Origin of the sequence: Mesotoga sp. Brook.08.105.5.1, assembly GCF_002752635.1 — a bacterium.
GTDB lineage: Bacteria > Thermotogota > Thermotogae > Petrotogales > Kosmotogaceae > Mesotoga.
The window spans coordinates 23,053-38,742 of sequence record NZ_AYTW01000008.1 but is presented as its reverse complement, the minus strand read 5'-3'; the positions used below and the strand labels follow the sequence as shown (position 1 = coordinate 38,742).

Here is a 15,690-nt window from a genome sequence, read left to right as displayed (position 1 = left end):
TCTTCTCGCTTTTGTCGGAGCAGTCCAGAATTTGACGGACTTGTCGGCCAGGTCGGAGTGATAAGATCTCTGTGAAGGGACTGTCATCCCGTAGTGCTCCTATACGGGATCTCGCTCTTCAAAACCCGGTTCTGATGACCCGCTCCTAGTAACCCGAATTTCATAACTCGTTCCTAGACGTGGCTCTTTCCCCGCGAAGCGGGCCTTGCGTCCTGGCATGATCTTAGCCAGCCTTGCGTCATCTTTTCACTCCATCACTCTTCGCTTTCAGAAACTTGATCATAGAAACAATCTTATGGGATAGATTCTCGATTTGTTTGTGGAAAGAAGAGAAGTCTTCTTCTGTTAGATACTCAATCTCTCGTGCGATATAAAGCTGAGTTTTCAGTTCATACAGTGAACCTCGCGCAGTGTTCAAGAAATGAACAAAATCCTTCGCCGTTGATCGTCCTTTGCCTTCAGCAATATTTGAGGGAATCGAGACAGCAGCTCGTCTAATCTGATCTGTCAGGCCATAGATTTCTCTTTTCGGAAATCTCTCAGTTAGAAGATAAACGTCTTTTGCAAGCTTTACACCAAGTTTCCAAATTTGAAGATTCTCAATGTCCATCATCTATCCTCCTCGTAATAAGCTGAGGATAATATAGCATCTGTAGTCTTAGGTCTTCAAGAGGCTTATTTGCATTCTGTAATTGATGATTCTTCATCCCCGCGAAGCGGGCCATACGTCCTGGCATGATCTTCGCCAGCCCTGCGTCCCGGGATGAACTTCCCGGCCTTGCGTCCGCCGATGATCTTCGGCGCATTGCGTCTTTCAACTGAAATATCTTCTTGTCGGAGAACGGAGAACCGTTGACGGTGAACCAGAAAGAGCTTCCCGACGGAGTCGGCCTCACTTCTTGTTCCTAAGGTACTTCGTCATAGCAACTATCTTATGCGAAAGATCCTCGATTCTCTTTTGAAGAGTTGAGAAATCTTCTTGAGTCAGGTATCCAATCTCCCTCGCAATATAGAGCTGGGTTATTAATTCATAGAGTGACCCTCTGGCAACACTCAGGAAGTTAATGAAGTCCTTTGCAGATGAACGACCTTTCCCTCCTGCGATATTAGAGGGTACAGAAACCGCAGCTCTTCTTATTTGGTCGGTTAGACTATAGACCTCTTTCTTAGGAAACTTCTCTGTAAGAATATAAACATCCTTTGCAAGCTCAACACCGAGATTCCAGATATTAAGCCTTTCGATCTCCATGATCTATCCTCCTCAAAATGAACTGAGGATAATATATCATCTGAAAATTCACCATTCAAGTACTGTCGCGCAGTCATTTTCTTTTGAAGTTCAGCTTCCTGGCGCGTAAGCGCCAGCATCACTTCCTCGCGGCAGCGAGCCTCACTTCCCCGGATGCTTTTCCGGGCCTCACTTCTGAGAAGTATCTTCACCGGCCTTGCGTCCACTGATGTTCCTCAGTGCCTTGCGTCCGGGCACGATCTCTGCCGGCCTTGCGTCCAATGTTCTATGAGGTCATCACTTCTTGCTCCTAAGGTACTTCGTCATTGCAACGATCTTATGTGAAAGATCCTCTATTCTTTTTTGTAGAGAAGAGAAGTCCGACTCTCTGACGTATCCTATCTCACACGCAATATAGAGCTGAGTCGCGAGTTCATATAAAGAACCTCTTCCATTATTGAGAAAATGAACGAAGTCTTTTGCTGTGGATCGTCCCTTGCCTTCGGCAATATTTGAGGGAATCGAGACGGCGGCTCGCCTAATCTGATCAGTCAGGCCGTAAAGTTCGCTTTTGGGAAACTTTTCAGTCAGAAGATAAATGTCTTTTGCTAATGTCACTCCAAGCTTCCAGATTTGAAGATTCTCAATGTCCATCATCTAACCTCCTCAACATATGCTGAGGAAAATATAGCATTTTCACGTTTTGGCCTTCAACTGCTCTCAATGACTTTGTTATTGGTGGTTTTTCATCCCCGCGAAGCGGGCCTTGCGTCCCGGGATGAAGTTACCGGCCTTGCGTCCGCCGATGATCTTCGGCGCCTTGCTTCTGATGTTTCAAACAAGCCTGACTTCCCCGGGTGGTTCTCCGGGCATTACTTCCTGGAATGATCTTCTCAGCGTAGAGCAGTCAGCGTTTCTTGTCCAAGCGGCTCTTTCCCGCGAAGCGGGCATTGCGTCCTGGCATGATCTTTGTCAGCCCTGCGTCCCGGGATGAACTTACCGGCCTTGCGTCCGCCGATGATCTTCGGCGCCTTGCGTCTTTTATTTCCAGACTGTCTCCAAATGTTACACCCCAAAACTTTACATTCCTAACTACTTGTGTTTTCTCAGCTTGATGATGACGTAATTATTTGTGAGCATAACTCACATTTCGCCTGAAAGCTTGTCTATTGTTCTTTTAGTTTTTTGCCGAACCCCCTACCCCTTACCCCGCACGCCGGTTCTGAGAGAATTTTACAATCATATTGTCGACAAAATCTTGACTTAAACACGGATAGATTCTATAATCGATCGTACAGTACGATAAACAAGCATAATTGTGTCTGATTGGAAATAGAATAATTTGAACTATTGATTGAGTAATGTTAACATAAGTAAGAAGAAACGAAAGACTTCCGAACTACCAATTAAGGCTGTGTAAGCAGAGACCCACAATCTATTCGTATTCAGTTTTGTTTTTATTTAAGTCGTTAGTTTGATTATTATGATCAAGGAGGGGAGAAGGTATGATAAAAAGAATAGCGAATTTGAAGTACCTCATCGCTACGTTCCTCTTCGTGACCCTCTTCTTTATTCAATCACTTACTCTCACATGGACTCCAGGATACGCCTTTCAAGCTCTCATACTCAATATAGCAATTATGCTCGGCATATACGCCTTCAGTGGCTTCGATAACTCAACGACTTATTCTCTAAACTCATGCATCGTCTCATATATCTCCGGCACCTTTCTCGGGGTTCTCTTTGCTCTCATCCCGATAGTATTCTTCACCCCGCGCCTCCCTAGGCTCACCTTCTTTGTGACAGCAGCAGTTTCAGGATTAATCTTCCCCTTCCTATCATGCGTACTTATGAGATACACCATAAAGCATCTTCCCCCGCGAAGATATCTCGTCATAGGCAGAGAAGAAGAGCTCGGCCCGATACTCGAAGAAGTCAAAAAGGCTTCGATGGGCAAGATCGAAATCTATTCCTACATGAACCCATCAGCAGCGACTCTGACTGAGACTATGACCTTCGAAGAAGTTAAACCATTCGACGCAATACTCATAGGCGATCCAAAGTTGGCAAAAGATGTCGAGAGCGTTCTTTCACAACGTTCTGGAGACGTCGCACTGGAGTATTTGCCAATCGTTGTAGAGAGCGCATTGCACAGAATCCCTATGAAGATGATCGATCTCTTCAGCGACTACTACGATGTTGTTTTTTCGCAGGTTCAAATTTCTCATAGGAAGCGAGTTCTTGACTTAGTAATATCCTCTTTTGCTTTGATAATACTTTCCCCCGTCTTTCTGATCTTATGGCTACTAATTGTAATTGAGGACGGGAGACCTGGTATCTTCACTCAAGAGAGAGTTGGATTAAACAACAAGACTTTCAGAATCCACAAGTTTAGATCGATGAAAAAAAACTCAGAGTCAGAAGGATCAAAATATGCAACTCAGCAGGGAGACAATATTACAAGGCTCGGAAGGATAATGAGACCATTTAGACTTGATGAGATTCCTCAGTTTTATGATATCTTCAAAGGAAATATGTCATTCATTGGGCCCAGACCGGAGCAGCCAGGTTTTGCCGAAGAGCTTGCCACTAAACTACCGTATTACAAACTAAGGCATAAACTCAAAACAGGTCTCAGTGGCTGGGCTCAGACCAATTATAAGTATGCTGCTACAATAGAAGAGCAGGAGAAGAAGCTTAGTTATGATCTATACTATGTCAAGAATCAATCAACGATGCTCGATTTGCAAATAATCCTGAAAACATTCGAGACAGTTGTATTCAGAAAGGGTGCGAAGTGAAGAATTTATGAAATCTAGAGCATTGAAACGTAAACTTAGTATACTTCTGTTCTGTGATTCCTTTCCACCTGAAATATGTTCTACAGCCAATTTGATGAAAGATCTTTCTTATGCTCTTTCGAATCAAGGGCACAATGTTACTGTACTGACTTTTGAACCGCATGGAAGAGTTATGAGTAAATTCAATAAGAGCGAAATTGGCAATGATCCAAAAAGTGTAGAAGTGATACGACTAGATGCTCCTGAGACTCATAACAAAGGCTACATACAAAGAGGCATCAACACTACCCTTGCCTCTTTGAAGATTGTTAGAGATGGATTCAGACGCTTGGTTGGTCGTCATTTCGATCTATGTTTGGCTTATAGTCCACCAGTTCAATATGCTCTTTCGGCACTTAAGTTGTCAAGAAAGCTTGGATCTAGCCCCTTATTACTTGTAAGAGATCTGTTTCCAAAAGTGGCTGTAGATCTCGGAATACTCAACAATGGACTAATAACTAAGTACTACAATATGAAAGAGGCCAATCTATATGACGAGGCTGACCATATTTTTGCCCAATCAGAATCAAATGAGACCTATTTGCTGAGCCAAAAAGGGGTCTCAGCGGACAGAGTATCTGTGCTCTACAACTGGATAGATTTGAAGGCTTTCGATTCATCCGATTTTAGGGACTTCAGATCCGAATTTGGCATAGAGGACAAATTTGTCTGCCTTTATGGAGGAACACTTGGTCCAGCTCAAGGACTAGAAATCATACTAGATTCTGCTGAACTACTAAGAGATGAAAAGGAGATTCTATTCCTAATTGTTGGAAATGGAAGATCAAGGGATAAAATGGCTGAAGAAATCCATATAAGGAAACTCGAAAACGTTCTGTTGCATGATTATGTTAATGCAAGCGAATTTCCTAGTTTAGTTAAGAGTGCTGATGTTGGTTTGATGCCACTATCACAAAAAAACAAAACAGCCCTAATACCTGGAAAGATAGTTAGCTATATGGCAGGATCGATTCCAATCATTGCTGCCTTAAACAAAGGAAATGAAGACACCGCAAGAATAATCGAAGAGAGTCACTGTGGAGAATACGTTTTCAGTGGCAACACCCAGGGTTTTTCAGACCTGATAATGAAATATAGATCAATGGGGGCAAAGTTGAAGGAGATGGGCAAAAATGGTCGTAATTACGTTGAGAGAAATTTTGATGTAGAAACCGCAATCAATAAGGTAATATCAGTCTTTGCAGATTTGCAAGGATAGCCATTCATTCTGGGAGGAATCTTTTTGTTCAGAAACAAATCATTACTGGTCACCGGTGGTACCGGCTCTTTCGGAAATGCAGTCGTTAAGCGTTTCCTTCAGACAGAGATAAGCGAGATTCGCATATTCAGTCGTGATGAGAAGAAACAGGACGATATGCGAAAACTGTACAACAACGACAAACTAAAATTCTATATAGGTGATGTTCGCGATTATAACAGCATTGAATCTGCTCTCAGAGGAGTCAATTTCGTCTTCAGTGCGGCGGCGCTGAAACAGGTTCCCTCCTGTGAGTTCTTTCCACTTGAAGCTGTCAAAACAAACATACTGGGAACGGAGAACACACTCAACGCAGCAATAGCCAACGGCGTGAAGAAAGTAATCGTTCTTAGTACAGACAAGGCAGTATATCCAATAAATGCCATGGGTATGACCAAAGCGCTTATGGAAAAAGTTATGGTTGCCAAATCTAGAACTATCTCGGAGAACAAGACAGTTCTCTGCGGCACGAGATACGGAAACGTCATGGCCTCGAGAGGATCAGTTATCCCCCTCTTTATTGAACAGATTAAAGCAGGAAAGCCCCTTACAATTACCAACCCGAACATGACTAGATTCATGATGAGTCTGGACGATGCCGTAGATCTCGTTCTCTACGCTTTCAGGAACGGCAATCAGGGAGATATCTTCGTTCAGAAAGCCCCGGCCGCAACTATAAAGACTCTCGCCGAAGCCCTAATAGACATCTTCGAGGCAGACAGCAAAATCCATATAATTGGCACGCGCCACGGTGAAAAACTGTATGAGAGCTTGCTTACTTCTGAAGAGAGATTGGTAGCGGAAGATCTCGGAGAGTACTATCGAGTCCCGGCAGATACCAGGGATCTAAACTACTCGAAGTATTTCGACAAAGGGCAGCTTACAGTCGAAAATGTTGAACCCTATACATCTCATAACACAGATCAATTAACGGTTGAGGGATTGAAGAAGCTCTTGTTATCGTTGGAAGAGGTCCAGAGCGAACTAGATAATTGGCACTCTATTAGAGGTACCTCAGGCAAGGTGGTTGGATGAAGTTTCTTGTTCTTGGAGCAGCCGGAATGGCCGGGCATACAATATCGACCTATCTATGTGAAAAGGGACACGATGTCATTGGATTCGATCGTGTGAAGGGCAACCATTGCGAATTTGTCGTTGGAGACGCAAGAAACGTCGAATTTATTCATGGCATAATAACTCAGGGGCGATTTGATTCTGTTATTAACTGCATTGGAATTCTGAATCAATTTGCGGAAGAGAATAGAGAGCTTGCAGTCTTTCTGAACTCTTATCTCCCTCACTTCCTTGCGGAGATAACTAAGAATCTGGATACACAGATCATCCATATGAGTACTGACTGTGTTTTCTCTGGAAAAACAGGTGGCTATACTGAATCGGATCTGAGAGACGGAGAGACTTTCTACGATCGGACCAAAGCCTTAGGGGAGCTTGAAGACGAGAAGAACATAACTTTTAGGAACTCGATTGTCGGACCGGATATGAACGAAAACGGAATAGGCCTTTTCAATTGGTTCATGAAGCAGGACGGAACGATAAAAGGTTATACCAGAGCAATGTGGACAGGTCTCACCACCCTCGAGCTTGCCAAAGCTATGGAGCAGGCAGCCCAGAAAAGAGCGAGCGGTTTGTACAACATGGTTTACAGCAAACCTATAAGTAAATATGATCTGCTGAAGCTATTCAACAAATACATGAGGAATGACGAACTAAATATTGAGCCTTTCGATGGTTTCGTTGCAGATAAATCTCTTAAGAGAACACGATTTGAGTTTGGTTATGTTGTTCCCGACTATGAGACGATGGTATCTCAGATGGCAGAATGGATAATGAATCATAAGTATTATTATCCTCACTATAATCTATAGAAATGGAGAATGAAATGACCAAAACTAAGGTAATGACAATAGTTGGAACCAGGCCGGAAATAATAAGGCTGGCCGCGATAATAAAGAAGTTTGATAAATACTTCGATCATATACTCGTCCATACCGGCCAGAACTGGGATTATTCATTGAACGAAATCTTCTTTCAGGAGCTCGAGATAAGAAAGCCTGATTATTTTCTAAACGTTCCGGGAAAGCACCTGGGAGAGACGATGGGTAATATTATCAGTGCTGCATATGAAGTCCTCCTAAAAGAGAAGCCCGAAGCACTTCTGATACTTGGGGATACAAACAGCGCTCTGAGCGCTATTCCGGCTAAAAGACTAAAGATCCCCATATTTCATATGGAAGCGGGCAATAGATGCTTCGATCAAAATGTACCGGAAGAGATAAACAGAAAGATAGTCGATCATATAAGTGATATAAACCTTCCATACACGGAGCACAGCAGAAGATATCTTCTTTCTGAAGGTTTTAGAAAAGAGCATATCTTCGTCACTGGCTCTCCAATGCCTGAAGTCTTATATCATTTCATGGATAAGATAGACAATAGCGATGCTCTTGAGAGACTAAACCTTGAAGATGGAAAGTATATCCTTGTAAGCGCCCACAGAGAAGAGAATCTGGATATAGAGAAGAACTTCAACGAAGTAGTGAACACACTGAACATAGTAGCCGAAGAGTTCAAGCTACCTGTGATCTACTCGACCCATCCCAGGAGCTGGAAGAAGATAGAAGAGAAGGGAGTCAAATTCAATCCGTTAATTACCAATTTAAGACCCTTTGGCTTCTTCGACTACAATAAGCTCCAGAAGAAGGCGTATTGTGTTCTATCTGACAGTGGCACTCTCAGCGAAGAATCGTCTATTATGGGTTTCCCCGCAGTTCTCTTCAGAACAAGCACCGAAAGACCCGAAGTGCTCGACAAAGGCTCTATAGTCATCGGTGGAATAAAGGCCAGAGGAGTGGTCAACGCGATAACGATTGCAAGAGAGACCTTCAAAAGCGAAGAAAGAGCTCCTTTATCACCGGATTATGTTGACAGAAATGTTTCCGATAAAGTCCTCAGGATTGTCCAGGGATGTTTCGAGATCATCAATCGCACATCTTGGTTGAAGGAGGTCTGAGAGTCAATTTGAAGACAATAATTGTTAATGATGTTGCAGCTTCTATGGGTGGGGCCTTGTCTATTCTGAGACAATTTCTACGGGAACTCAAAGAAAATGAAATGGCTAAATCGTTCAGATGGATTATATTTGTCTCGAATGATCTTGTCAATGAGTTCAGCAGTGAGTACATCGAAATAGTAAAGGTAGATGCAAAAAAATGGAGAAAGCGTATCTGGTGGGATACGTTCGGGATTTGCAAGTGGCTGCACGACCGTCATATTGAGCCTTCCTTAGCTGTATCATTGATGAGTGTGGGATTTCGAAAGCTTGATTCCCCTCAGATAGTGTACATGCATCAGTCTTTACCTTTTGGAGACTTCAACGAGTTCATGCCATTTGAGTTAAAAGCAAGGTTTTATCGTTTGGCAATATGGAAATGGATGAAAAGAACTATAAGAAGAGACTCATCAGTCGTTGTTCAGACAAACTGGATGAAAGAAGCGGTGAGCAATAAACTTAGAATTCCAAAAGAGCAAATCCATGTCATTAGGCCTGTAATTGAACCATTTGCTGGAGAGGAATTGCGGTGCGTAAACAACAAGAGTTACTATCTTTTCTATCCGGCAGTTGCTAGTGCTTCGTACAAAAATCATGAGTTGCTTATCAAAATACTATCGACAATAAAAAAGAAAAAGCCAGAGCTATATCCTAGGATCACACTCGCATTCACCTGCAATCCTGATGATAATAGAATAACGAAATACTATTATCGTCTGTCCAAAAAACTTTCTGTTGATGAGAGAATTGAGTGGAAGGGCTACCTAAGCAAAGATGAAATGCTTAGAGAGTATATTCAATCAGACATAGTGCTTTTCCCGTCAAAGCTGGAAACATTTGGTTTGCCTTTGATAGAAGCAGCTTCAATGGGAAAGCCCATTTTTGTTCTTGACGAACCTTACGCTCACGATGTTCTCGAAGGTTATAAAGGAGTCAAGTACATACCGGACGATCCTGCACAATGGGCTGAAAAACTAGAGGAGACTCTCGCTACAAGAAAGCGTTATTTCGAAAAGTACGAAAATGAAGATTCGGGTGGATGGAGTAAGTTTATGAACCTGCTTGTCAGTACATGCAAACTAAATGAGTATTGACTTTTAGGATGCTATTGTAATGTGATATGTAACAACGAATTGTCAAGTATCAAGCTAGGCATGTACCTTGTGCCATCTTGATCTACTTCATCACTAAGGGGTAATGAAATGGTTAATCCGGCTACATTTTTCGTCGTTGCACTGATTATATACCAAATATTGCATGCAAAAGATCTGAAAACGCTCTCCTTTCATCTGTTTTTAGACGGTATTGTTTTTGCCCTGTTAGCTGGTTCAGGATACTTCATCAAATTTGGTTCACTTACACTAGAATATGAAGAGGTTTTGATGCTGTGCTATATTGTCGTATTTATAGCATCGGGTGGAATGAAGAAAGATAGTCATGGATTAGTTCTGAAAGCGATTGTTCTATTGGTAGTAACTGCGGTTGGACTGTACATCTTGGTACTAGCCCCAAAAAATGTTCTAGTAATGCCAGTTGGAGGATCTTGGGATCAGCAATACTTGGGACGTTTCATATTTGAACCGTTGGCATTCTCGACCAAAAACGCCGAAAGATTTTTCCGGCTTATTTTAGTAACAATCGTAGCAATTGGGGTAAGTGATTTAGTGCGCAAGAAAGAATTTCGCTCGAGCTTAATCAAGTCCATAATAATGATTACGCTGATTCAAACAATTATTGGTTATCTTGATATCGGAACCAAAATGCTTCTGAATCGCCCAGTTCTTCAATTGATAACCACTTCTTTCCTTGGAACGGGAGTTTCTCAGTTTGGAGGAATTGCGATGAGAGGAGGTTCCTATTTGATACAAGGTTTTATGAGGGAGCCCTCTCATTTCGCCGTTAGCTTTGTCCCAGGTTTGACAATCCTTGCTCTGTTGAAAGAAAAATCTCTCTCTACACAGTTCCTTGAAGTTGCTTCGATAGTAATTCTTGTCTTGTCCACCTCTTTCGCAGGTTTTGGAATTGTGTTTTACTGGCTTATGCTCAAACTTTGGAAGTATGTTATTGAGCACAGACGTGGAAAGATAATTAGCATTGCGATAGTTGTTATTACGCTGTCATTTTTAATCGGAGTACTGGGACTTCTTTCTGATCTCTTTCCCTTGGTGCACTACTACATTTCGAGACTATCGGGGCTCATTGGAATCGGTCCTGCAGTTGGTTCAGAATCTATTCGCCTACTGAGCGTTCAGAGTTCTCTTGACCTGATGTTTAGAAGACCAATCTTTGGTCTTGGCCTTGGTTCCACTAATGCTCACGGCTTCTTGCCTAGCCTCCTTGCTAACATAGGCCTTGCTGGTTTCATCGCTTGGATTGTCTTCTTCGTAGACGCGTTAGGAATGAAGCAAGCTAGTTTTGTCCCTTTGTTGCTATGGCTCTTTTTGGGAATGCTCATTGGCGACATCGGCTGGCTTTACAATATGATGGGATTGGCTATGGTAATTGGAGTTGCATGTATCTCTTACTCAGGAGATAAACTGAACGAAAATTCAATCGATGAGCATCTGCCTGCAGCTTAACTGAAGAGAAATGATTCGCCGATGTTTTGGCATCTGGTTTTCCTCAGATCATATGAACTAACTCATGATGGCCGTCAGTCGCAACAGTTGAAGTATATGGCTTGTGCCGGACGATCCAGTGGGAATATGAACAGGAAAGACCCAATAAGGGAGATGTTTTCAGCTCGAAAAGGCGGGCATATCTTCATCTTTTCTACAATGGTGAGAAGGCAGCCAAAGATCAGGCAGATATGAACGATTATCTGAGCATACTATACAATGACCTGAAGAACAACAAACTCAAGGAATACAGTATTAAGGACTACGACAAATACTTTACTCTTACCAGTAAATTCAGGAAAGTCACACCGAAGGAAGAGGCTATGCGTGAAGCGGCAAGAAACTATGGCTATTTCGCACTGCTTTCCAATGGAGTCAACGATCCCTTCGAGGCCTTATCGCTTTATCGCAGTAAAGACATAGTCGAAAAGGGCTTTGGCAACCTGAAAGACCGGTTGAATTTCAGGAGAATGCAGGTTTCCTCTGAACTATCACTGAATGGAAAGCTGTTTGTCCAATTTGTGGCTCTTATCTATCTCTCTTACATAAAGAAGAAGATGCAGGACACCGGTCTCTTTGAGAACTGGACATTGCAGGGTCTCCTTGACGAACTGGACACTATCGAAAGGTTTGAATCACCCGAACATGGCCGCTTGATCGGAGAAGTCACTAAGAAGCAGAAGGATATCTACGCCAAACTGGGGGTGAAATCACCCTCGTTATAATTTCCACCATTTTAGGTTCCAGACTTTTCTTTCAAAAACTCATTATTTCCCTTCCTAAATCTATGCTAATATTAGTGAGTGAAGGGGTGTTTTGAGATCATAATTGATAAGTCAGCAGCCCGCATTTTCCTCAAACAAAGAGATTGGGGTGTTTGCTGCAGAATATAAGATTGGGAGGTTCGATGAATCATTGTTTTGTTGTACTTAACTGGAATGGTTTTCTGCAGACTCGCGAATGCGTTGAATCAATTCTTAAATATGAAAGCTCCAGTGGGATACTTGTAGTTGATAACGGTTCAAATCAAGAAGAAGTATCAGCTCTTCAGGAATTTCTTGCTATTAGGGGATTCTTTTCTGTAGATCAAGGACATGAAGCGGGATTCCCAAACTTGAGAACGAGTGGGTTAAAGTTGCTTTATCGTTTAAAGGAAAACTATGGCTATGCGATAGGTAATAACTATGGTATAAAACTTGCCGAACAAATCGGATTTGAATACATTACTGTTAGTAACAATGATGTTGTCTTAACGATGCCTGTCATAAATGAGTTGACCACTGAATTGAGTAAAAATGACAATGCTGCTGCTATAGGCCCAAGAGTGTACTCCAATCATCTAAAAACTGAAACAAATCCTATGCGTAGTAGATCAAGTTTCTTCTATCTTTTTTGGTATAGAATATTTTATCCGATTCTTTTACCTTTTGACAAAATTCATCGCTTGAATTTTCGGACATATGCGGGAAGATCAAGACGATTAGAGACTAACGAGTTTCTAAGTGGCTGCTTTGTGACATTTGACGCAGTTAAGCTGCATCAAGTTAATTATTTAGACGAGAACACATTTCTATATAACGAGGAGGAGATCCTCGCTCTGAAACTAAGATCAAAGGGCTACGAAAGCTTATATTGTCAGTCTGTTTCAATTATGCATAATAATGCAATGACAACAAGAACGTTGCCAAGTAGACAAGTAAACATGCATTATTTCAATTCCACGCTCTATTTTGTAAGAAATTACAAGAAGTATGGAACTTTCAGGGTGGGTTTAATGAAGTTTGCCAACTTTATTTGGGCAAATATCTGGCTACCAGCAAAGAAAATAATTGAAAAGAGAGTAATTTAGTAGCTCTAGAGGAAATTATGCTTGCCGGTGAAGAGAGAATCCCTATACTCCTCTAATTGTTGGATTCGTTCTTAGGATGTTGGTTCTGTAGAATCTTATCAATAATTGGAAGCATTTTTTTATCCCAAGTCAAGGTCCGCTGAGCATAATGTCTCATTATGGTAGAATAATCATCTTTCTTGATGCTATTGAAGAAGACTAGAATTGAAGCAATATCAACTGGCGAGTCATCTGCTGGAATCCTGTGAACGTACCTGAATTCTTCGGGAAAGTCATCATCATATGATGCCAATATAAATGGGATTCCTCTTGCACAGTATTCTCTACTTTTCAAAGCACTATCCTTGAACACTTTTTTCCTGTGATTCCCTATGCTTGCAACTGCAATGTCTGATAGGTTAAAGATTGCGTCAAGTTCTTTGCCAGTCATTGCACCAAAAAAAACTACCTCGTTCACTAACCCTAGATTCTGCGCTAATTCTCTCAAAGCTTGAAGTTCTTGACCATCGCCTACTACAAGAAATTTTACTAATTGAGTACCACCTGAATTATAGAATTCCGAAAGCCCTTTAATCACACGATCGAATCCATGCCAGTTCTGCAAATGTCCAACTGCGAGTAGATTAAGCCCCTCATGACTGACTGGCGAAACAACTGGCAATTTTTCAACACAAACACCGTTATTTATCTTGATGAGTTTCTCATTTTCTATTTGTGATGAAAAACAGTCACAGCTAACCATTGCAGGAATAAAATCAACTATATCGAAAAGCTTTCTGTAGTTCCACTTATCCAAGTAGTAGTTTAGTCTCCCGAAAGTCTTGGGATTGCTTCTCATTTCCTCTTGCCAAGGATAGGTAGGATACTCATAGAAGAGTTGCGTTTTTTGTTTCTTCAAACCTCTGAGTGTTCGAAGAACGCTTGTTGTAAGTGGAATGATCCTCCTTATATAGGCAAAATCAACATCATGTTTATCTATCATAGTTCTCAGAAGAGAAAGAAGCTTGTGCTGATTAATGAAACCTCTGATGTATCTAATTTTCTTGGACTGTTTCACACTCATAATTTTGCCGATTGACCTGTCCAAATACTCTCCAAAGAAGTATTCATTTCCATTTGAAGCCAAGACATACATGTGATCCGTAATCTTTGAGAGCACATCGATCTGACCAAGAATCTTGTCTTTGTATCCACTCTTGTTTTCAATGTCAACATTCACAACGTATAGACCATTCATCATTATTCACACCCTATGCAAGAATCGACAATCAATATCTTCAGTATCTATCATGAAACTCCAAGTATTTCCCGGAAGTAACTATGCCTATCCACTCTCCATTATTCAAATACCAGTCTATTGTCATCTCTATACCTTCATCGAACATGATCGTAGGTTTCCATCCCAGCTCTTGAGTTATCTTAGTAGGATCTATACCGTATCTTCTGTCGTGGCCCAGTCTGTCGGTCACGTGTTTTATGAGCGATTCATTTATTACTAAATCCCCAGTCTTTTTTCTAAGTATCTCGATTATTTTCTTGACTATGTAGATGTTCTCCCTCTCGTTGTGGCCGCCTATGTTATAGACTTCCCCAGACTCACCATTCTCGAAAACCAGATCAATTGCCCTGCAGTGGTCTTCAACATATAGCCAGTCCCTTATCTGTCTGCCGTCACCATATACCGGCAGAGGTTTGTGATTGAGCGCATTATTTATCATGAGGGGTATAAGCTTTTCTGGAAACTGGTAAGGCCCGTAATTGTTCGAGCATCTTGTTATATTGACTGGCAGTCCGTAGGTATCGTGATAAGCTTTTACTATCAGATCGGCCGAAGCTTTCGATGCTGAATATGGACTGTGCGGGTCAAGTGGCGTCTTCTCCGTGAAGTATCCTGTGGGTCCGAGAGCTCCATAGACTTCGTCGGTTGAAATCTGAAGAAACTTGGCAGGTTTGCAGCTTTGCAGGTTGGCTGAAATTGATCTATCTGTTTCTGACTCATGTTTAGTAAGATCTATGCATTTCCAGCCGTTTTCACCTCTCCAGTGCTTTTTTGCGGCATCGAGGAGAACCTGTGTTCCCAGTATGTTTGTCTTCAGAAATATCTGGGGATCGTGAATTGATCTATCCACGTGTGACTCGGCTGCGAAGTTTATTACTCCATCTATGTCTTGATCGTTGAAGATACGCTCCATAAGTTCGGGATCACAGATATCACCTTTTATGAAGGTGAATCTCTTTTTCTCTTCTTCAGTCAATCCTGAAAGATTGTCCAGATTTCCTGCATAAGTTAGATTGTCCAGACCTATAATCTTTCTCTCAGGGTGTTTGCGAAGATAGTAATATACGAAGTTGCTTCCTATAAAACCGGCCACACCAGTAACTAAAATTGTCAACCCAAAACACCTCCGGTAGTGAAGAGTGCGTAGTGAGAAGAGGGGAACACTCTCACGATCTGACCAACTTGCTCTTAAGAGAAGTAATGGTCAAATTGATCATCTTGGACAATTCTACGCACAAAGCGTCTATCTTTAATGTTTCTGAAGCTTCTGCGTAGCCGAACTTCATGGCGAGCTCTACCTGAGTAATCACTTCGGCCAGTGAACCTCTTGACTGGTAAAGGAACTGTATGTACTCTTTTGCGTGACCTCTTGCCGAACCCTCGGCGATGTTTGAAGGGATTGAGACAGAAGCTTTTCTCAACTGGTTTCCAAGACCAAAAGTCTCGAACGAAGGGAATTTGTGTATGAGTGAATACACACTCTCCGCTAGTTCTACGGCTTTCTGCCAAATAATCAGATTCTTGAATTCCAAATCGATTACTCCTTTC

General features: G+C 41.9%; 14 protein-coding genes and 1 pseudogene. 9 read left to right on the top strand and 6 right to left on the bottom strand.

Going from position 1 to position 15,690, the window contains the following annotated elements; translation table 11 throughout:
• Positions 1 to 238 precede the first annotated feature (238 nt).
• From V512_RS04400 to V512_RS04385, 3 genes are all read right to left on the bottom strand, one after another.
• Positions 239 to 610, bottom strand: coding sequence for a four helix bundle protein (locus V512_RS04400; RefSeq protein ID WP_099829250.1), 372 nt, complete (start codon positions 608 to 610; stop codon positions 239 to 241).
• Positions 611 to 892: 282 nt separating this feature from the next.
• Entirely contained in the window at positions 893 to 1,249 is a 357-nt protein-coding gene (locus V512_RS04390; protein ID WP_099829248.1) for a four helix bundle protein, read from the bottom strand.
• Between the two features lie 276 nt (positions 1,250 to 1,525).
• Positions 1,526 to 1,882 carry a four helix bundle protein gene (locus V512_RS04385; protein ID WP_099829247.1) on the bottom strand — a complete coding sequence of 119 codons (357 nt, stop codon included), beginning with the start codon at positions 1,880 to 1,882 and terminating at the stop codon, positions 1,526 to 1,528.
• A gap of 851 nt (positions 1,883 to 2,733) precedes the next feature.
• On the opposite strand from V512_RS04385, the gene V512_RS04375 reads away from it, so the two are divergent.
• The 9 genes and pseudogenes from V512_RS04375 (at position 2,734) to V512_RS04335 (ending at position 12,863) form a co-directional block, all read left to right on the top strand.
• Positions 2,734 to 4,029 carry a sugar transferase gene (locus V512_RS04375; RefSeq protein WP_099829245.1) on the top strand — a complete coding sequence of 432 codons (1,296 nt, stop codon included), beginning with the start codon at positions 2,734 to 2,736 and terminating at the stop codon, positions 4,027 to 4,029.
• Positions 4,030 to 4,036: 7 nt separating this feature from the next.
• Positions 4,037 to 5,287 carry a glycosyltransferase family 4 protein gene (locus tag V512_RS04370; RefSeq protein WP_099829244.1) on the top strand — a complete coding sequence of 417 codons (1,251 nt, stop codon included), beginning with the start codon at positions 4,037 to 4,039 and terminating at the stop codon, positions 5,285 to 5,287.
• 24 nt (positions 5,288 to 5,311) lie between these two features.
• Positions 5,312 to 6,361: a polysaccharide biosynthesis protein gene (locus V512_RS04365; protein ID WP_099829243.1), complete on the top strand. Its 1,050-nt coding sequence runs from the start codon at positions 5,312 to 5,314 to the stop codon at positions 6,359 to 6,361.
• Positions 6,358 to 7,212 carry a sugar nucleotide-binding protein gene (locus V512_RS04360; protein WP_099829242.1) on the top strand — a complete coding sequence of 285 codons (855 nt, stop codon included), beginning with the start codon at positions 6,358 to 6,360 and terminating at the stop codon, positions 7,210 to 7,212. Before V512_RS04365 ends, V512_RS04360 begins: the two co-directional genes overlap by 4 nt.
• 14 nt (positions 7,213 to 7,226) lie before the next feature.
• Positions 7,227 to 8,357, top strand: coding sequence for a UDP-N-acetylglucosamine 2-epimerase (non-hydrolyzing) (wecB, locus tag V512_RS04355; protein ID WP_099829241.1), 1,131 nt, complete (start codon positions 7,227 to 7,229; stop codon positions 8,355 to 8,357).
• An 8-nt stretch (positions 8,358 to 8,365) separates the two neighbouring features.
• Positions 8,366 to 9,490 (top strand): glycosyltransferase, encoded by a 1,125-nt coding sequence (locus V512_RS04350; RefSeq protein ID WP_165775340.1) that lies wholly within the window; start codon positions 8,366 to 8,368, stop codon positions 9,488 to 9,490.
• Positions 9,491 to 9,598: 108 nt separating this feature from the next.
• Positions 9,599 to 10,975: a hypothetical protein gene (locus V512_RS04345; RefSeq protein WP_099829239.1), complete on the top strand. Its 1,377-nt coding sequence runs from the start codon at positions 9,599 to 9,601 to the stop codon at positions 10,973 to 10,975.
• Between the two features lie 92 nt (positions 10,976 to 11,067).
• A pseudogene (locus tag V512_RS04340) lies at positions 11,068 to 11,739 on the top strand (transposase); the annotation flags it as partial.
• A 182-nt stretch (positions 11,740 to 11,921) separates the two neighbouring features.
• Positions 11,922 to 12,863 carry a glycosyltransferase family 2 protein gene (locus V512_RS04335; RefSeq protein ID WP_099829238.1) on the top strand — a complete coding sequence of 314 codons (942 nt, stop codon included), beginning with the start codon at positions 11,922 to 11,924 and terminating at the stop codon, positions 12,861 to 12,863.
• A gap of 52 nt (positions 12,864 to 12,915) precedes the next feature.
• On the opposite strand, the gene V512_RS04330 is transcribed toward V512_RS04335, so the two are convergent.
• Genes V512_RS04330 through V512_RS04320 form a run of 3 tightly spaced genes read right to left on the bottom strand, consistent with a single transcriptional unit; the run spans position 12,916 to position 15,674 of the window.
• Positions 12,916 to 14,103 (bottom strand): glycosyltransferase, encoded by a 1,188-nt coding sequence (locus tag V512_RS04330; RefSeq protein WP_099829237.1) that lies wholly within the window; start codon positions 14,101 to 14,103, stop codon positions 12,916 to 12,918.
• A gap of 37 nt (positions 14,104 to 14,140) precedes the next feature.
• Positions 14,141 to 15,256, bottom strand: a complete 1,116-nt coding sequence (gene rfbB, locus V512_RS04325; RefSeq protein ID WP_099829236.1) for a dTDP-glucose 4,6-dehydratase — start codon at positions 15,254 to 15,256, stop codon at positions 14,141 to 14,143.
• 52 nt (positions 15,257 to 15,308) lie between these two features.
• A complete protein-coding gene (locus V512_RS04320; RefSeq protein WP_165775339.1) occupies positions 15,309 to 15,674 on the bottom strand; it encodes a four helix bundle protein in 366 nt (121 codons plus the stop codon).
• Between the last annotated feature and the right edge of the window lie 16 nt (positions 15,675 to 15,690).